12 protein-coding genes are annotated in these 17759 nt (G+C 67.2%); 5 read left to right on the top strand and 7 right to left on the bottom strand.

Going from position 1 to position 17759, the window contains the following annotated elements; all coding sequences use genetic code 11:
- The first annotated feature begins 106 nt into the window (after window positions 1–106).
- Window positions 107–1318 carry a Na+/H+ antiporter NhaA gene (gene nhaA / locus ACORJG_RS13405; RefSeq protein WP_427789730.1) on the top strand — a complete coding sequence of 404 codons (1212 nt, stop codon included), beginning with the start codon at window positions 107–109 and terminating at the stop codon, window positions 1316–1318.
- A 232-nt stretch (window positions 1319–1550) separates the two neighbouring features.
- Window positions 1551–4145, top strand: a complete 2595-nt coding sequence (locus ACORJG_RS13400; protein WP_427789728.1) for a TonB-dependent receptor — start codon at window positions 1551–1553, stop codon at window positions 4143–4145.
- A gap of 336 nt (window positions 4146–4481) precedes the next feature.
- Here ACORJG_RS13400 and ACORJG_RS13395 read toward each other — a convergent pair whose 3' ends face one another.
- The 7 genes from ACORJG_RS13395 to ACORJG_RS13365 all read right to left on the bottom strand — a co-directional run bounded on the left by ACORJG_RS13395 (window position 4482) and on the right by ACORJG_RS13365 (window position 14627).
- Window positions 4482–7571 (bottom strand): efflux RND transporter permease subunit, encoded by a 3090-nt coding sequence (locus tag ACORJG_RS13395; RefSeq protein WP_427789726.1) that lies wholly within the window; start codon window positions 7569–7571, stop codon window positions 4482–4484.
- A 9-nt stretch (window positions 7572–7580) separates the two neighbouring features.
- Window positions 7581–8759 (bottom strand): efflux RND transporter periplasmic adaptor subunit, encoded by a 1179-nt coding sequence (locus ACORJG_RS13390; RefSeq protein WP_427789724.1) that lies wholly within the window; start codon window positions 8757–8759, stop codon window positions 7581–7583.
- 146 nt (window positions 8760–8905) lie between these two features.
- Window positions 8906–9316, bottom strand: coding sequence for a DUF6491 family protein (locus ACORJG_RS13385; protein ID WP_427789722.1), 411 nt, complete (start codon window positions 9314–9316; stop codon window positions 8906–8908).
- A gap of 78 nt (window positions 9317–9394) precedes the next feature.
- Window positions 9395–11230: an FAD-dependent 5-carboxymethylaminomethyl-2-thiouridine(34) oxidoreductase MnmC gene (mnmC, locus tag ACORJG_RS13380; RefSeq protein ID WP_427789720.1), complete on the bottom strand. Its 1836-nt coding sequence runs from the start codon at window positions 11228–11230 to the stop codon at window positions 9395–9397.
- Between the two features lie 130 nt (window positions 11231–11360).
- Entirely contained in the window at window positions 11361–11636 is a 276-nt protein-coding gene (locus ACORJG_RS13375; protein WP_025977723.1) for a hypothetical protein, read from the bottom strand.
- A gap of 169 nt (window positions 11637–11805) precedes the next feature.
- Window positions 11806–12675, bottom strand: coding sequence for a flagellar motor stator protein MotA (motA, locus tag ACORJG_RS13370; RefSeq protein WP_427789718.1), 870 nt, complete (start codon window positions 12673–12675; stop codon window positions 11806–11808).
- 152 nt (window positions 12676–12827) lie between these two features.
- Window positions 12828–14627 (bottom strand): long-chain-acyl-CoA synthetase, encoded by a 1800-nt coding sequence (locus ACORJG_RS13365; RefSeq protein WP_427789716.1) that lies wholly within the window; start codon window positions 14625–14627, stop codon window positions 12828–12830.
- 254 nt (window positions 14628–14881) lie between these two features.
- Between ACORJG_RS13365 and ACORJG_RS13360 the strand changes: the two genes are divergently transcribed.
- From ACORJG_RS13360 to ACORJG_RS13350, 3 genes are all read left to right on the top strand, one after another.
- On the top strand, window positions 14882–15817 hold the full coding sequence (locus ACORJG_RS13360) for an ABC transporter ATP-binding protein (RefSeq protein ID WP_303698069.1): 936 nt from the start codon (window positions 14882–14884) through the stop codon (window positions 15815–15817).
- On the top strand, window positions 15817–16584 hold the full coding sequence (locus tag ACORJG_RS13355) for an ABC transporter permease (RefSeq protein WP_427789714.1): 768 nt from the start codon (window positions 15817–15819) through the stop codon (window positions 16582–16584). The genes ACORJG_RS13360 and ACORJG_RS13355 overlap by 1 nt, the downstream gene beginning before the upstream one ends.
- A 91-nt stretch (window positions 16585–16675) precedes the next feature.
- Window positions 16676–17758 carry a hypothetical protein gene (locus ACORJG_RS13350; RefSeq protein ID WP_427789712.1) on the top strand — a complete coding sequence of 361 codons (1083 nt, stop codon included), beginning with the start codon at window positions 16676–16678 and terminating at the stop codon, window positions 17756–17758.
- Window position 17759: the final 1 nt, after the last annotated feature.

Genomic DNA, 17759 nt, shown 5'->3' with positions numbered 1-17759 from the left:
TCCGATCCCGAGGTCAGGCTGGCGCCGCTTCTGCGTGCGAATCCGGTCCGGCGTCCGTCGATAACCTGACGCCACGACAGACCATCTCAAAGTTTCGGAGACCTTCGTGGCCAGAAAACACACGCTCGCCTTTCTAAAGACAGAGGCCGGTTCAGGCGCCGTCCTCGGCTTCGCCGCCATCGCCGCCCTGATCGTCGCCAACTCGCCATGGTCGGCCGACTATTTCGGCTGGCTGAAGAGCGTCCACGCCGTCCAGATCGGCCCGCTGCGGCTTGAAGAGACGGTGTCCGACTGGATCAAGGAAGGCCTGATGGCCGTCTTCTTCCTCGTCGTCGGGCTGGAGATCAAATACGAAATCCTCAAGGGCGAACTGAGCAATCCCAAAAAGCTGGCCCTGCCCATTCTGGCGGCGCTGGGCGGGATGGCGGTTCCGGGGCTGGTCTATCTGGCGGTCGCCGGGGCGCTGGGCGGACCGCATCAGGGCTGGCCTATTCCACTGGCCACCGACATCGCCTTCGCCCTGGCCGTCTTCGCCATGGTGGGGCGCAATCTGCCGTCGTCCCTGCGTGTCTTCCTGCTGACGCTGGCCATTGTCGATGACCTGGGCGCCATCGCCCTTATCGCCATTCTGTTCAGTCAGGGCGTTCAGTGGGTTCCGCTGCTGGCGGCGCTGGGCGTCATCGCCGTCTTCGCCGTGCTGGGCCGTCGCCGCATGGCCGCCGCCTTCTGGGTGCTGGGCTTCGCCGCCGTCTGGTATCTGACGGTGCTGTCGGGGCTGTCGACATCGTTGACGGCTGTGGCCTTCGCCCTGATCGTGCCGGTCAATCCGCGCCGCGAGACGTCCCAGAGCCCGCTCAAGGACGCCATGCACGACCTGCACCCCTACGTGGCCTGGCTGGTCCTGCCGCTGTTCGCCTTCGCCAAGGCGGGCGTGTCGTTTGCGGGCCTGTCGCTGGAGCAGGCCTTCGCCCCGCTGGTCATTGCCATCGCCCTGGGCCTCTTCATCGGCAAGCAGGCGGGCGTCTTCGGCGTGGCCTGGCTGGCGGTCAAGCTGGGTCTGGGCGACAAGCCGTCGGGCGCGGGCTGGATGCAGCTGTATGGCGTCAGCCTGCTGTGCGGCATCGGCTTCACCATGAGCCTGTTCATCGGCGTCCTGGCCTTCCCCGGCGCGGTGGACTCCGTTGAGCAGATCGAAGTGAAGCTGGGCGTGATCGGCGGATCGGTGCTTTCGGCGCTCGCAGCGGTCATGATTCTCGCCCTCGCAGAGAGACGGCGTAAGAAAAGACGCGATGAAAAATCAGTCGCTTCGGCTAACTGATCGTCGGTAACATTGACCTAACGTCAGTATATTTGTCTCTTTCCAGCCACAGTTAGGGCGGGCTTGGGTGAAATTATCGTTCCTCAAGTGGCGTATCCTTGTCGGTGACTCGACCATGGATTACCCCTTTTGATTGAGAACCCGCGCCGTTCAAGGAGCGCGGGTCATCAGGGACAGGAATCGCGCACGGCCGCGAAATGCGGTCGGGCCCATAGAGTCGGGGAGCCGCCTAATGCGTTTGAACCACATCCTCCGCTGCACCGCATCGGTCGCCGTTGTCGGCGTCGCGGCATTCGGTTTCGCCGGGGCGGCCGCCGCCCAGGACGGCCCCACCACGGTCGACGACATCATCGTCACTGCCCAGAAGCGTGAACAGAGCCTGCAGGACGTGCCGATCGTGGTGACGACCCTGTCGTCCGAAGCGCTGGACGGCGCCGGGGTGCGCGACATCAAGGACCTGCAGATCCTGACGCCGGGCATGACCGTCACCTCGACCCAGTCTGAAACCGCCACCACCGCCCGTATCCGCGGCGTCGGCACCGTGGGCGACAACCCCGGTCTGGAAAGCTCGGTCGGCGTGGTCATCGACGGCGTCTACCGCTCGCGCAACGGCGTCGGCTTCGGCGATCTGGGCGAACTCAGCCGCATCGAGGTGCTGAAGGGGCCGCAGGGCACCCTGTTCGGCAAGAACACCTCGGCGGGCGTCATCAACATCATCACCGAGGCGCCGTCCTTCACCCCCGGCTTCAGCGCCGAGGCCACCTACGGCAATTTCGGCGCCTGGGGTCTGGCGGGCGCTGTCACCGGTCCGCTCACCGACAAGATCGCCGGGCGCCTCTATATGGCCAAGCGCGAGCGTGACGGCTTCTATGACGTCATCACCGGCCCCGGACCGCGTCAGGAAACCGACGACCAGAACCAGGACTTCTGGACGGCCCGCGGCCAGTTGCTGATCCTGCCGTCGGACGACGTGTCGATCCGCGTGATCGCCGACTATTCGAAGCGCGATGAATACTGCTGCGTCTCGACCCAGATTCGCACCGGTCCGACCTATCCGATCATCGCGGCTGTCGGCGGCCAGCAGACGCCGCCCGCGCCGGGCTACGGCAAACTGCCCTTCTCGCGCACGGCCTACGCCAACCGCGGCACCGGCCAGACGATGGAAGACATGGGGCTGTCGGTTGAGGCCAACATCGACATTCCGTCGTGGAACGCCACCTTCACCTCGCTCAGCTCCTGGCGGAACTGGTCGGGCGTCAACGGCATGGACCTCGACTATTCGACGGCTGACCTGCTCTATCGCCAGAACGACGGCGGCTACGGCTTCGAGCTTGAGAACCTGACCCAGGAGTTCCGCCTGGCGGGCGCCACCGACCGCCTCGACTGGCTTTTCGGTGTCTTCGCCACCCAGGAGAACATCGCCCGCGCCGACAGTTATTGGTACGGCGCAGGCTACACCCCCTATCTGTCGCTGCTGCTGGGGTCGCGGCTGAATCTGACCAATCCGGCGGCGGTGAATTGCGTGACCGGACCGGGCGCATCGCCCATGGGCATCGTCGGCTGTCTGACCGGAGCGACCGCGCCGACAGGGCCGGGCTTCGGCGTCGGCCACGGCGTGCGCGACAACTACAGCCAGACGACCAAGTCGCTGGCCTTCTTCACCAACAATTCCTGGCATGTGACCGACAAGTTCGATGTCACCCTGGGCCTGCGCTACACCCTGGACGACAAGCGCCTGATCGGGCTTCAGGACAACGTTGGAACCAACGGCGCGGCCTGCGGCGGCGCCATCGGCAATGCGGCGGCGATCGGCGGCGCCATCGGCATCGCCAATCCCACGCTGACGCCGGCTGAAATCCAGGGCCTGGCCTCGACCCTGGTGGGCACCATCTGCCTGCCCTGGGCCAATCCCCTGTTCGACAACCGCGGCATTTCGGAAAGCCACGACAACGGCGAGCTCAGCGGCACCATCAAGGGCAGCTATCGCTTCAACAGCAGCGTGATGGGCTACGCCTCCTATGCGCGCGGCTACAAGTCGTTCGGCTACAACATGGACCGGGTGCAAACGGGCATCATGCCCAACGCCTCCCTCCTGTTCCCGTCCGAGACGGTCGACAGCTATGAAGTCGGCTTGAAGAACACCCTGTTCAACCGCTCGGTTCTGCTGAACGTCACCTACTTCCATCAGACGTTCGAGGACTTCCAGCTCAACACCTTCCTCGGCACGGCCTTCGTGGTCGAGTCGATCCCCGAGGTCACGACCAAGGGCGTCGACGCCGACTTCGTGTGGTTTACTCCGGTCGAGGGCCTGTCCTTCTCGGGCGGCGTGACCTACGCCGACACCAAATATGGCCACTTCGTCGCTTCAGATCTGACCAACCCGGGCAACTTCCCGCAACTGTCACTGCTGCCGGGCGCCCGCGCCTCCTTCGCGCCGGAATGGTCGGCCTCGGCCTCGATGGCCTTCGACCGTTCGATCGGTTCGGGTCTGAAGATCGGCATGAACCTGTCGGCCAAATACTCGACCGAGTTCAACACCGGGTCGGACCTGCTGCCCTACAAGATGCAGGGTTCCATGACCCTGCTGAACGGCCGCATCACCCTGGGTTCGGAAGACGAGCGTTGGGCGGTGGACCTGTGGGGTCAGAACCTGACGGACGAGGAATACATGCAGGTGGCCATCAACGCCCCGCTGCAGGGCTCGGCCTTCCAGACGACGGTTCAGCCGAACGGCACCTATTACAATCCGGCGCTGGACACCCAGACCTACAACGCCTTCATGGGCCAGCCGCGCACCTATGGCGTGACCCTGCGCGTCCGCTACTGATCCAGCGGAACGTCTGAAAACAGAGGGCGGGTCGGAGCAGTCCGGCCCGCCCTTTTCCATTCCGCGCAACCCCATCCCTCCTCGTCCCGGGGAGGGTGGTTGAGCCCGAAAGGGCGAAAGCGGGTGGGGGCGGCAATGCTATTCAGGCACCCTGGGCGGGATGCTGAGGCGGGGATCGCGACGGGGGCCAGGATCGCCTGGCGCTCCCCACCCGGTCTCCGCTTTGCGTCGACCACCCTCCCCAGGACGGGGAGGGAAAAGCGCGCGCCTACACCCACGAAAAAAGCCCCCGGCCTTGCTGACCGGGGCTTTCCTCATTCAGACGTGGATCTCGCCTTACTCGGCGGGCGTGTAGTTCTCGCCCGCCATCTTCTTCTGCCCGGCGAACATCCGGTGCAGCATCCGGCGTCCGAAGCCCGCGATATCGTCGACGATGGTGAACACCGCCGGGATGTAGAGCAGCGACAGGAAGGTCGAAGAGATCAGCCCCCCCAGCACGGCCACGGCCATGGGCGAGCGGAACTCGACGTCGGCGCCCCAGCCGATGGCGATGGGCACCATGCCTGCCCCCATGGCGAAGGTGGTCATCAGGATCGGTCGCGCCCGCTTGTGGGCGGCGTCCATGATGGCGTCAAAGCGGCTCAGCCCGCTCTTCTCGGCCATGATGATGTAGTCGACCAGCAGGATGGAGTTCTTGGCCGCGATCCCCATCAGCATCAGCACCCCGATCAGGGCCGACATGGAGAAGCTCTTGCCCGCGATCACCAGGGCGATGAAGGCGCCCCCGATGGCCAGGGGCAGGGCCGCCATGATGGTGACCGGATAGGCGAAGCTTTTGAACAGCAGGGTCAGCACCGCATACATCAGCAGAATGCCCGAGATGAAGGCGATGCCGAAGCCGACCAGCATCTCCTGAATGAACTCGGCGTCCCCGGCGGGCACCTGGCGCACGCCTGTCGGCAGGTCCTTGACCGAGGCCAGTCTGTTGACCGCCTGACCCGCCGCGCCGGTGGTCGTGCCGTCCAGTTCGGCGGTGATCGAGGCGATGCGCGAGCGGTCCTGACGGCTGACCGTGGCCGGACCTGCGCCGAACTCGATATCGGCCACGGCGCTCAGCGGCACCGAGGCGCCCGAGGCCGTCGGCACGCGCAGCGTCTCCAGCACGTTCAGGTCTTCACGCGCGGCCTCGGTCAGCTGCAGGCGGATCGGGATCTGCCGGTCGCCCAGATTGTATTTGGGCAGGTTCTGGTCGACGTCGCCGATGGTGGCGACGCGTACGGCCTGGGATATGGCTCCGGCCGAGACGCCCAGCAGGGCGGCTTCGTCCGGTCGCGGCGTGACCAGGATTTCAGGGCGGGCGATGGCGGCGGTGTTGACCACATTGGCCAGACCCGGCACCCCCCGCATCTCGGCCTCCACCTTGCGGGCGGCGGCCTCCAGCGTGGCCGGATCGTCGCCCAGGATGGAGAAGGTGTAGCTGGTGCCGTCACCGGGGCCGCCGCCCTGCTGGGCGATGCCGGCGCGGATGCGGGCGCCGGGGATCTGCTTCAGCTCATCGACCATGGTGCGGGCGAAAGCCTGCTGGCTCAGGTCGCGCTTACCCTTGGGCGTCAGGTCTGCATAGACATTGGCCTGGTTGACCGATTGTCCGCCGATGGCGGCGTAGACCGAGACGACCTCCGGCCGGTCGTTCAGTGTCCGCGTCACCTGCTGCACCACGGCGTCGGTCTGGCGCAGGGTCGAACCGGGCGGCAGCTCGATCTGGAAGGCCGCGCGGCCTTCGTCGGCGGGCGACATGAACTCGAATGACATCTTGGCGGCAACCGACAGGAAGATCGAGCCGAACAGGAAGGCGCCGCCCATCACGAAGACGATCCAGCGGTAGCGCAGGCACCATTTCAGTGCGCGCAGATAGCCGCCCATCCAGAACGGATCCTTGTCCTCATGGTGGCTGTGTTTCAGCATATAGGCGGCCATCAGCGGCGTCAGCAGGCGCGCCACCACCAGCGAGAAGAAGACGCTGATGCAGGCGGCCAGCGCAAAGGCCTTGAAGAACTGGCCGATGATGCCGGGCATGAAGCCCACGGGCGCGAACACGGCGATGATGGTGCCGGTCGTCGCCACGACCGCCAGGCCGATCTCGTCGGCGGCTTCGAAGGCGGCGTCATAGGGCGGCTTGCCGTCGCGCATGTGCCGGACGATGTTCTCGATCTCGACGATGGCGTCGTCGACCAGAATGCCGATCGTCAGCGACAGGGCCAGCAGCGTCACCACGTTCAGCGACTGGTCCATCGGCCCCAGAATGGCGAAGGTCGGGATCAGCGACATCGGCATGGCCGTCGCCGCGATCAGGGTCGCCCGCCAGTCGCGCAGGAAGATCCACACCACGATGACCGCCAGCACGGCGCCGAGGATCAGCGCCTCCAGCGAGGCGAGGTAGGATTCCTCGATGTATTTCACGCTGGACGTGACCTGTTCGATGGTCAGGTCGGGGTGGGCCTTTTCGATCTTGGCGACTTCGGCGCGGACCTTTTCAGCGATCTTCACCTCGCTGGCCTCGCGTGAGCGCAGGAAGTTGAAGGTCACGGCCTCCTGACCGTTGTAGCGGGCCAGACGGCGCGGCTCGCCCCATTTGTCGACGACCGTGCCCAGATCGCCCAGACGCACGCTCTTGCCGTCGCCGACGGGCACCAGCGTCTCGCGCAGCTGTTCGACCGAACCTGCGGCGCCCAGCGTCCGAACGGCGCGCTCGGACCCGGCGATGGTGACGCGTCCGCCCGGCAGGTTGTTGTTGACGTTGGTCAGGGCCTGACTGACCTGCGCCGCCGTCACGCCATAGGCGCTGAGGCGTTGCGGATCCAGTTCGACGCGGATTTCGCGATCCACCCCGCCCGAGCGGTTGACCTCGCCGACGCCGCCCAGCGCCAGCAGGGCGCGGCTGACCTCATTGTCGATGAACCAGCTGATCTGTTCCGGCGTCATCGTGGGCGAGCGGACGACATAGGTGATCAGGGCGTCGCCGGTGATGTCGATGCGCTGGACCGTCGGCTCCTGCATGTCCTGGGGCAGGCTGGCGCGCACGCCGCTCATGGCGTTGCGCACGTCGTTGGTGGCGCGCTCGGTGTCGGTGCCCAGTTCGAACTCGATGGTGGTCGAGGACACCCCGTCCGAGACGTTGGAATAGATGTGGCGCACGCCCGACAGGCCGGCGATCGAATCCTCGATCACCCGCGTGACCTGCACCTCCATTTCGGTCGGGGCGGCGCCGGGGCGCGCGGCCGTGACCGCGACCAGCGGGAAGTCGATGTCGGGGTTGTTGTTGATCCGCATCCCGGCGAAGCCGGTCACCCCGCCCAGCGTCAGCAGCAGGAACAGCAGAATGATGGGGATGGGGTTCTTGATCGCCCAGGCGGAAATCTGATGCATGGCCGGGCCTTATTTCTTGGCTGCGGCCGCAGCCGGAGCAGCGGGCGCTGCGGCAGCCGCCGGTTTCGGCGCAGCCACTGTCACCCTGTCCCCGTCGTTCAGGAAGCCCGCCCCCGCCACAACCACGCGCACCCCGGCCTCCAGCCCCTCGACCGAGGTCTGGTCATCATTGCGCGACAGCATCGTCACCGGAACGAAGCGCACCGAGGAGTCGGCGTTCAGCACGAACACGCCCGACTTGTTGCTGCGGTAAAGGACGGAGTCGGTCGGCACCACGGTCGCCGGCCGGGCGCCCGCCTCGATGGCGGCGCGGGCGAACATGCCGGGTTTCAGCGCGCTGCCGGGCGACAGGCTGATCCGCGCCAGACCCAGACGGGTCTGCGGATCGACCTCCGGCGTGACGATGCGGACCGTGCCGGTGGTCGATCCGGCCTGGCTGGAGGTGATGGCCGCGCTCTGACCGGCCTGGATCAGCGGCAGTTCGGTCTCCGGCACCTGGGCGTCCAGCTCCAGACGGCCGTCGCGCACCATGCGGAACAGCTCGGTTCCGGCGCTGATGATCTGGCCCTTGGTGACGCTGCGGCTGATGATCAGGCCGCTGACCGGCGCGCGGATGGTGGCCTGCGACAGACGGGTCTGCGTCTCGGACATGGAGGCGCGGGCCGAGGCCAGATTCGCCGCCGAGGCCCGCTGGTTGGCCAGGGCCGTATCCAGCGAGGCCTGGCTGAGGAAGCCGCGTGCTTTCAGTTCCTGCGCGCGGGACAGGGCGGCGTCGTCGCGGGCGACATTGGCCTCGGCGGTCTGGACCATCGCCTGCTGCTGCTGCAACTGGGCCTTCAGCAGGACGTCGTTCATCTGCACCAGAGGCTGGCCCTGACGGACATAGGAGCCTTCGTCGACATAGAGGGCGACGGCGGTCAGCCCCCCGGTTTCGGCGCCGACCGGCACCTCTTCCCAGGCCGAGACGGTGCCGGATGCGACCACGGTGCGGGGCAGGGCGACCGAGGTCGCCGTCGCTGCGCTGACCGTCTGACGCGAGGCGCCGTCGGGTTTCTGCTTGTCATCGCCATGCCCGCCGCACGCGGCCAGGGTCAGGCTTGCGGCGATCGCCAGAACAGCCGTCAGGGGAGCAGCCGTCAGGGTCGCCGAGGGGCTCAGGCGGGCCGGAACGCGTCGAAAGATCGGCACGGGCAGATATCCTGGAAAGGTTGAGCGTACAGTCTGGGCGCGCGCCAACCTTCTGTCCGGCGTCGCGGGCATAGCAACGCTACTTAGACGCTCCGTGATCCGCGCTCAAACGACTCCTTCGCAATTACGCATAAGTAATCTGCCGCTCAGGGGCGGTCGCGTTCCGGCAGGGCGGCAAGCTCATCTTCGGTCAGGGCGCCGACCATGCGCACATTGCACGGCATGGCCGAGGGCGAGCCGCCGACCACCAGCCTTGTATAGTCGCCCGTGCACAGGCTGTTCACCCCGCCCATCGGTGCGAAACCGATCGCTAAAGTGGTGTCCAGCTCAGGGCACGACCCCATGACCGACAGGCGATAGACGGTCTTGTCCAGCCCGCGCACATAGACGTTCCGCTCATCGCGTGAGACGCGGAAGCTACGGACATCGTTCTGGAAAATGCATTTGCGCGGCGCAGACGCCGTGGCCGTTGCAGCGGTCCCGTCGGGACTCTGGACCGGCGCGCAGGCCGTCATGGCGCCGGCGATGGCCGTGATGGCGAGAAGGCGAATCTGCATGGTGAAACTCCATGTCGTGTCAGAGAAAGCGGGACAGTCTAACCCCGCCCGATGAACCTTTCCCGTCAGCTGCGTCGCCTAAACGCCCGGCTGGATTGCGGGTTGCGGGTCATGGCGACGCGGATCCAGCCGCTGCGCCATGTCCCTCGGCAGGGGCGAGGGCCGGCCGGTGATCGTCGCCGCCAGATGCTCGCCCAGCAGGGGGGCGACGCAGAACCCTCGCGATCCCAGACCCGTCAGCACATAAAGGCCGGGCGCCCATGCGCCGCACAGCGGCAGGCGGTCCGGCGTGGTCGCGCGCACCGCCACGCGGCGGCCATGCGCAGACGGCGGCGCCTGCTCGACCATCGCGTGGCGGGCGGGCAGGGCGGCGGCAAGGGCGGTGCGGTTGCGGGCGCTGGCCTCATCGGCGACGATGGGCGCCGTCACTGCCCGATCATGGGTGGCGCCATAGAGCATCCCGCGCCCCGTCGGCGTCGCATAGCCGCCCCAGGCCGCCGGGACAGCGTCGCGCTCGTCGCCCGTCTCGATCCAGTCGGCCTGTCCCGCGACAGGCGACAGCGGCAGGTCCGGCTCCAGCGTCGCCGCGCCCCAACCCGCCGCCAGCACCACAGCATCCGCCTTGATCAGAACGACGCCGTCCTGACCCAGCACGCGCCAGCCCTCTGCCGTCGGCTCCAGCTTTTCCGCCCGCGCGTCGATCCGCGCGGCGGCCGCCAGCCACGGCTCCAGTATGGCGTCGGAGCGCACGGCCAGCGCCTGCCCCATCATCAGCCCGCCCCGCGTTGTCGGCTCGCCCAGCCGCGCAGAACAGGCGGCGGCGTCCAGCCTCTGCATGGCGCCGTCGGGCCACAGGGTCTGGGCGGCGATCTTGTCGAAGCGAGCGGCGTCGCGCGGCGCCTGCTCCAGTTGCAACACCCCTTGCGCGACCACGGCGCCGGGCAGGGCGCGATACAGGTCGCCCGCGCGGTTCAGCGCCTGGGCGTGCAGCCCCGCGATCAGGGCGTCGCCCGCGTCCAGCCGGGGCGTGACCAGCGACGCCGGAAAGCCCGAGGCTCCGGCGCCCACGCCCTCGGCCTCGATGACGGTGACGCGCGCGCCCTCGGCGATCAGGGCGCGGGCGGTCGCGGCGCCCGCGATCCCGGCGCCGATGACGGCGACGTGCGGGCGCGCTTCGGCGGCTGCTTCGCCCGCCATGCGGGCTTCAAGCCGTTCGCGCTTGCGGCCATGACCGGGCTTCTTCTCGACGGTGAAGCCATGCTCGGCCAGTCCGCGCCGTACGGCTCCGGCGACGGTGAAGGTGGCCAGCCGCGCGCCCGGCCGTGACCGCGCCGCGACCAGCGCCATGATCTCCGGCGACCACATGCCGGGGTTCAGCGCAGGCGAAAATCCATCCAGGAACCAGGCGTCCGCCGCGCCCGACCATTGCTCCAGCGCCCACCGGGCGTCGCCGACGGCCAGATTGATGGTCGCGCCCCATTGGGGCAGGTCCAGTCGGTAAAAACCGGGCGTTCCGGCGGGCCAGACATCCAGCACGCCTGCGGCCGTCTCGGCCAGTTCGGGCCATGCGGCCAGCGCCCGCGCCGCCTCTTCGCGCGTCAGCGGAAAGCCCTCGATGGAGAAGACCTTCAGTCGCGACCCTTCCGGTCGCTCGCGCCGCCACAGGTCCAGCAGGGCGATGATGTTCAGCCCGGTGCCGAAGCCCAGTTCGCCCACGGTGAAGACGGATCGTCCGGCCCATGCGCCCGGCAGGCCGCAGCCCTCAAGAAAGACGGCGCGCGTCTCGGCCAGGCCATCGTCCTTGGAGAAATAGACATCGCCGAACCGTCCGGATCGCGGCGATCCATCCTCGGCCCACATCAACCGGGGCGAAGCGTCGTCGTCAGGCAGTGCGGAGGCAGGAGCGTCAGTCATGACGGCTGGTCTATCGGCCCCGGCTTCCCGACGGAAGCGCATCAGAAAACGGGCAAGAAAAAAGGGACCGTCCGAAGACGATCCCTTTCTCCATCACGGCCGTGAGGCCGCGATTTAAGACTGTAAAGTCTTAGGCAGCCGGGGCAGCCGGAGCAGCAGCCGGAGCGGCGGCGGCGTCAGCAGCCGGAGCAGCGGCGTCAGCCTTGGCGGCTTCGCCAGCGGCTTCGCCAGCAGCGGCGGCAGCGTCGGTGGCGGCGGCGTCAGCCGTAGCAGCGGCGTCGGCAGCGGTGTCGGCAGCGGCGGTCGCGTCGGCAGCGGCGTCTTCAGCCTTGTCGGTGGCGGCGGGTTGGCAAGCAGCCAGGGCCAGAGCGGCGGCCGAAGCGGCGATCAGAGCGGTGATGCGCATAGGTTTCTTCCTTCAGAAGGTAAAGCGAGACCATGAACCTCGCTGGAGGGGAGATAACGGGTTCGTGAGCATGAGTGCAAGCGATTTCTCACGCGTTCGTGAAGAACCCCGGCGCAGCGGGCTTTCAGCCTGTTCCGCCCATTCGAAGCTTGGCTGTTTTGCGCCGGAATCAGGCGTCGGCGGTCGCTCCGGCCAGGGCTTCTTCCATTTCCAGGAAGGACGGCTGGGCCGACGAGGGGATGTCGCCGCGGCCGATCTCGACCGAAATCTGCGCCGCATTGCCGTGCAGGTGGGCCACCAGCACCGACTGGATGATGCGGTAATAGGCGGCTTCCTCGTCGATGATGGCCTTCAGGCGCGAGGCGAACGGCCCGACCAGACCATAGGCCAGAAAGACGCCCAGGAAGGTGCCGACCAGGGCGCCGCCGATCATGCCGCCCAGAATCTCCGGCGGCTCGGTGATCGATCCCATGGTCTTGATGATGCCCAGCACGGCCGCGACGATGCCCAGCGCGGGCAGGCCGTCGGCCAGTGTCTGCAGGGCGTGCGCCGGGCCCAGCGCCTCGTGGTGGTGTTTCTCCAGCTGCTTTTCCATGGCGTCCTCGATCTGGTGCGGATCCTCGAGGTTCATGGTCATCATCCGCAGGGTGTCGCAGATGAAGTCGGTGGCGAAGTGGTCCTTCAGCACCTTGGGGTATTTCTGGAAGATGGCGCTTTCGGCGGGCTTTTCGATGTGGCTTTCCAGGGCGATCACGCCCTTGGACTTCATCGTCCGCGTCAGCTGGAACAGCAGGCCCAGCAGGTCTTTGTAGTCCTGCTTCTTCCACTTCGGCCCGGCGAAGCACTTGCCCAGCCCAGCCAGCGATCCCTTGATGACGCCCATGCTGTTGGCGATCAGAAAGGCCGCGATCCCCGCCCCGAAGATGGCCATCAGCTCATAGGGCAGCGAATAGAGGATCGTCGCCATCTTGCCGCCGTGCAGCAGGAAGCTGCCGAACACCATGACGAACAGCAGGACGATGCCGATGATCTGGAACATGACGGGCGCGGGTGTCCTGCACGTGAAAAAGGCTCAGGACGCCGGTTATCGTCGTTAATGCTTAAGGGCGCGTTTCAGGAATCCCGGTTCGGCACAAAAAGCGCTCAACTTTCTCCCTCCCCGGGACGGGGAGGGAGAAGGGCGGCGCTGCCTTACAGCCGCGTCGCGCCGCTCAGGATCGCCTCGCGCGCCTTGGCGGTCAGCTTCTGGTATCCGGCCTTGCCGCCGCGCACCCAGATAGGGCCGTCGACCTTTTCCGGATCGAAGCCGTCGGCGACCAGATCGACCTTGCGGTATTTGAACGTTCCGGTGGTGTCGGCCGACTTCAGCATCCGCACGAACACCGGCCGCGCATAGGTCGGCAACTGCGCGTCGGTCCAGGCGGCGAAGGCGGCGGCGTCGAACTTTTCGTCCAGCACCAGGCCGACCATGCCCGCCTTGCCCTCCTGGCCCGGAACCTCGACGCCATAGGCGATGACTTCCTGCACGCCGGGCGCCTCGGACAGGCGCTGCTCGACCTCGGCGGTCGAGACGTTCTCGCCCTTCCAGCGGAAGGTGTCGCCCAGCCGGTCCATGAAATAGATATAGCCCTCGCGGTCCTGACGCATCAGGTCGCCGGTGCGGAACCAGCGGTCGCCCTTCTTGAAGACGTCGCTCAGGATCTTCTTCTCCGACGCCTTCTTGTCGGCATAGCCCGAGAAGTCGTGGCGGATGTCGGTGCCGATCTGGCCGATGGCCTCGCCCGTCTCGCCGGCGGCGACGGGCACGCACAGGCCGGTCGGCCCGCGCAGCGGCTCGCCCGTTTCCGGGTCCAGGGCGATCAGGCGGATGTTGATCTGCGACTTCAGGAAGCCCGGCACCCGGCCGATGGCGCCCGCCTTGCCGTCGAAGTTGAACAGGGAGACATTGCCCTCGGTCGAGCCGTAGAACTCAAGGATGTCCTTGATGCGGAACCGGCTCTGGAACTCGGGCCAGACATCGGGGCGCAGGCCGTTGCCGAAGGCCAGCCTCAGCTTGTGGTCACGCTCATCCGGGTGCTCGGGGCTGTTGACCAGATAGCGGCACAGCTCGCCGATATAGACGAACATGGTCGCGCCCGTGGCCTTCACATCGGGCCAGAAATGGGTGGCCGAGAAGCGCCGCCGCGTCACCATCCGCCCGCCGTTCAGCAGCACCGAGCCGACGCCGACCAGACCCCCGGTCGAGTGATACAGCGGCAGGACGTTGAACAGGGCGTCCATCGGCGTCGAAGCCGTGGCGCCGGCGAAGGCGCGCATATAGGTCCGCACCCGTGAATGCGGCATCCGCGCCGCCTTGGGCAGGCCGGTCGTGCCCGAGGTGTAGATATAAAGGGCCGTGTCGCGGTTGGTCATGCCCTGACGCAGCGTGCGGTCGGGCCGCACCGACGAGGCGCTGCGCACGGCGTTGTCCAGATCGCGGCGCTCGTTCGTCTCGTTCTGCTTGCCCAGGCCGTGGACCCAGATCATCAGATTGCGGTCGATCAGGCCGCGTGCATCCTCGACCGCCTGCCAGCAGTCCTCGTCCGTCACCACGTTGAAGGCGGTCGAAATGGTCAGACAGTGGGCCAGGGCCGCGCCGGTCAGATTGTTGTTGATCAGGGCGGTGGCCACCCCGACCTTTGAGAAGCCGAACCAGGCGGCGACGTATTCCACGCGGTTGTGCATCACCAGGGCGATGACGTCGCTGCGCTTCAGATTACGGCTCTTGGCCCAGTTGGCGTAGCGGTTCGCCAGGGCCTCGAACTCGCGATAGGTCAGTTTGCGGGTTTCGTCCTCGACGGCGATGTTGGGACCGAACTTGTCGACCGCCTCCTCGATGTCGTCACAGGCCAGGACGTCGCTGTCGAGGGTGATGGGCTTGATGCGCTTCAGAAGCCTGAACAGCCCGCCAGCGAACTTGATGTCACGCCGGATATTCGCCGCCAGTCCCATGGATACGCCGCCTCTTCCAGATCATTCCGCTGGTTAAGGGTGATGGACGGCGCACCGCTTCGGGTCAACCGGCGCAGGGGCGTGCAGAGCGTGTAGAGTGAAAGAAATGCGGCCTGAAAGTGTCCGGCGCTGACCCTGCGGCAAGATAAAGCGGACCCTGCGTCAAGCTGCGCCCGGGCGATTTTGACGCAGGGGCGCCTTGAGACAGGCCGGGCGCCTGCCTATCTGCGATCCCCGAAGCCGGGAGGGGCTCCATGCCAGCCGTCATTTCCATCGAAGGTCTGACCAAGACCTACAAGTCCGGCCATCAGGCCCTCAAGCGCGTCGATCTGCAGATCGAGAAGGGCGAGATCTTCGCTCTTCTGGGTCCGAACGGGGCGGGCAAGACGACGATGATCTCCATCGTCTGCGGCATCGTCACCCCGTCCAGCGGGACCATCCTCGCCGACGGCCACGACATCCAGAAGGACTACCGCGCCGCCCGCACCCGCATCGGTCTGGTGCCGCAGGAACTGACCACCGACGCCTTCGAGACCGTCTGGGCCACCGTGACCTTCAGCCGGGGCCTGTTCGGCAAGGCGCCGAACCCGGCCCATGTCGAACAGATCCTTCGCGACCTTTCCCTGTGGGACAAGAAGGACGCCAAGATCATGACCTTGTCCGGCGGGATGAAGCGCCGCGTCATGATCGCCAAGGCTCTCAGCCACGAGCCTGACATCCTCTTCCTCGACGAACCCACGGCGGGCGTCGACGTCGAGCTGCGCCGCGACATGTGGGCGCTGGTGCGTCGGCTGCGCGATCGCGGCGTGACCATCATCCTGACCACCCACTACATCGAGGAAGCGGAGGAGATGGCCGATCGCGTCGGCGTCATCCTCAAGGGCGAGCTGATCCTGGTCGAGAAGACCGCCGACCTGATGCAGAAGCTGGGCAAGAAGACCCTGACCCTGAACCTGCAGGAGCCGCTGGCCGCCCTGCCGCCCGAACTGGCCGACTGGTCTCTGACGCTTAAGAACGACGGCGGCGAGATCGAATACGTCTTCGATTCCAACGCCGAGCGCACCGGCGTCCCGTCCCTGATGCGCCGCCTGTCGGACCTGGGCATCGGCTTCAAGGATCTCAGCACCCGCCAGAGCTCGCTCGAGGACATCTTCGTCGGCCTGGTCCATCAGGATCGGGAGGCCGCGTGATGAGCTTCAACGGATACGGGGTCTGGGCCATCTACCGCTTCGAGATGGCGCGCGCCCTTCGCACCCTGTGGCAGTCGCTGGTGACGCCCGTCATCACGACCTCGCTCTATTTCGTCGTCTTCGGCGGCGCCATCGGCAGCCGCATGACTGAGGTGGACGGCGTCCCCTACGGCGCCTTCATCGTGCCGGGGCTGATCATGCTCAGCCTGTTCACCCAGTCGATCTTCAATGCGTCGTTCGGCATCTACTTCCCCAAGTTTACAGGCACGATCTACGAGATCCTGTCCGCCCCCGTCTCGCCGCTGGAGATCGTGCTGGCCTATGTCGGGGCGGCGGCGACCAAGTCGGCGATCCTCGGCCTCATCATCCTGGCGACGGCGGCCTTCTTCGTGCCGTTGCAGATATTGCACCCCTTCTGGATGCTGGCCTTCCTGATCCTGATCTCGACCACCTTCGCCCTGTTCGGCTTCATCATCGGGGTCTGGGCGCAGAATTTCGAGCAGTTGCAGTTCGTGCCCATGCTGATCGTCACGCCCCTGACCTTCCTGGGCGGCGCCTTCTATTCGATCGACATGTTGCCCGAGGGCTGGCGCACGCTCGCCCTGTTCAACCCGGTTGTCTATCTGATCTCGGGCTTCCGCTGGGCCTTCTACGGCGTGGGGGACGTCAGCGTTCAGATCAGCCTGCTGGCGACGCTGGGCTTCTTCTTCGCCTGTCTGGCGGTGGTGGGCTGGATCTTCAAGACCGGCTATCGTCTGAAGAACTGAGGGCCACGAAAGCGCCGAACTCGACGCTCACCGTTTCGTCCTCTATCGCCTTTTCGACCTGATGCGCGCCCGGCCGGGCGCCGGAGACCGAATGTCCGACGCCGACGACACGCCCCAGCCGACCGACGCTCCTACGCCGGAACAGACGCCCGAGCCCTTCCGTCGGGGCCAGATCACCTGGGGTCGCCCGCCTCAGTCCGCCTTCCACGTCGGTCCCCTGCCGCGCTCCGAGGCGATGGCGCGCCTGAACGCCATGCCGCCCTTTCCCAAGGCGAACCAGCCTCGACAGGGCCAACAGCCACAGGGGCGCCCCCAACCGTCAGGCCAACCCCTGAGCGCGCCGCGTCCGGCGGCGGCGTCGAACGTGCTGGCGGGTTCGATGGTCCCGCGCCGTCGCCCTGACGCCGCAGCGCCCGTCGCGCCCCAACCGGCCGCGCCCCAGCCCGCACCGCAACCTGCGCCTCAACCGCCGATCACACCTGACGCTGTGGCGGCGCCGACCGTGGCTCCGGCGCCGACGCCAGCTCTCGCGCCCGCGTCGTCTGAGGTCGTGCCTGAAGTCGCTGCGCCCGCCGTCGATTCTTCGCCTGCCGCGCCCGCGCCTGAGGCGTCTCCCGTCCACGCGGCGCCGGTCGCCGCATCGAAACGCCCGGCGCGCTCGCGTCGGCCGCTCTATATCGGCGTCGCCGTTGTCGCCCTGCTGGCGGCGGCCGCCTGGATGCTGACCCGCGCCGACCGCGACGCCTCCGAACCGCCGCCGCCCGCCGCGCCGATCGAGGCCGCGCCCGCCGCCGTCGCTCCGGTCGCGCCTGTCGAGGCGCCGCCCCCGCCGCCCGCCGTCGCCGCGCCCGCGCGTGAAACGCCGGCGCCGTCTGCTGAAACCCGTCCGGCGCCGCCGCGTCCTCAACCTGCGCCGCAAGCTGCGTCCCAGCCCCGGCCGTCATCGCCGCCGCCAGCCGCCCGGCCTCAAATTCCGCCGACGCCCGCGCCCGCGATTCAGCCGCCTTCCGTTCAGGCGCCTGCCCCCGCTCCGGTGGTGGTGACGCCGCCCGCCGTCTCGCCCTCAACGCCTCCGGCGCCGGTTCAGGTCGAAGGCCCGCCGCCGACTGAAGCCCGCCCGGTTCCGACCGACCCGAACGCCCCCATCGTCACCCGCCCGCGCAAGCTGGACTGAC

Source organism: Brevundimonas diminuta (assembly GCF_050310045.1).
Taxonomy (GTDB): Bacteria; Pseudomonadota; Alphaproteobacteria; order Caulobacterales; family Caulobacteraceae; genus Brevundimonas; species Brevundimonas diminuta_F.
This window is presented reverse-complemented; position numbering and strand designations above follow the sequence as displayed.

Excerpts from the sequence above, each read along its gene's own strand:
- ACORJG_RS13400 (WP_427789728.1), top strand. The coding sequence starts at position 1,551 with ATGCGTTTGAACCACATCCTCCGCTGCACCGCATCGGTCGCCGTTGTC.
- ACORJG_RS13395 (WP_427789726.1), bottom strand. The coding sequence starts at position 7,571 with ATGCATCAGATTTCCGCCTGGGCGATCAAGAACCCCATCCCCATCATT.
- ACORJG_RS13385 (WP_427789722.1), bottom strand. The coding sequence starts at position 9,316 with ATGCAGATTCGCCTTCTCGCCATCACGGCCATCGCCGGCGCCATGACG.
- mnmC (WP_427789720.1), bottom strand. The coding sequence starts at position 11,230 with ATGACTGACGCTCCTGCCTCCGCACTGCCTGACGACGACGCTTCGCCC.
- ACORJG_RS13375 (WP_025977723.1), bottom strand. The coding sequence starts at position 11,636 with ATGCGCATCACCGCTCTGATCGCCGCTTCGGCCGCCGCTCTGGCCCTG.
- motA (WP_427789718.1), bottom strand. The coding sequence starts at position 12,675 with ATGTTCCAGATCATCGGCATCGTCCTGCTGTTCGTCATGGTGTTCGGC.
- ACORJG_RS13365 (WP_427789716.1), bottom strand. The coding sequence starts at position 14,627 with ATGGGACTGGCGGCGAATATCCGGCGTGACATCAAGTTCGCTGGCGGG.
- ACORJG_RS13360 (WP_303698069.1), top strand. The coding sequence starts at position 14,882 with ATGCCAGCCGTCATTTCCATCGAAGGTCTGACCAAGACCTACAAGTCC.
- ACORJG_RS13355 (WP_427789714.1), top strand. The coding sequence starts at position 15,817 with ATGAGCTTCAACGGATACGGGGTCTGGGCCATCTACCGCTTCGAGATG.
- ACORJG_RS13350 (WP_427789712.1), top strand. The coding sequence starts at position 16,676 with ATGTCCGACGCCGACGACACGCCCCAGCCGACCGACGCTCCTACGCCG.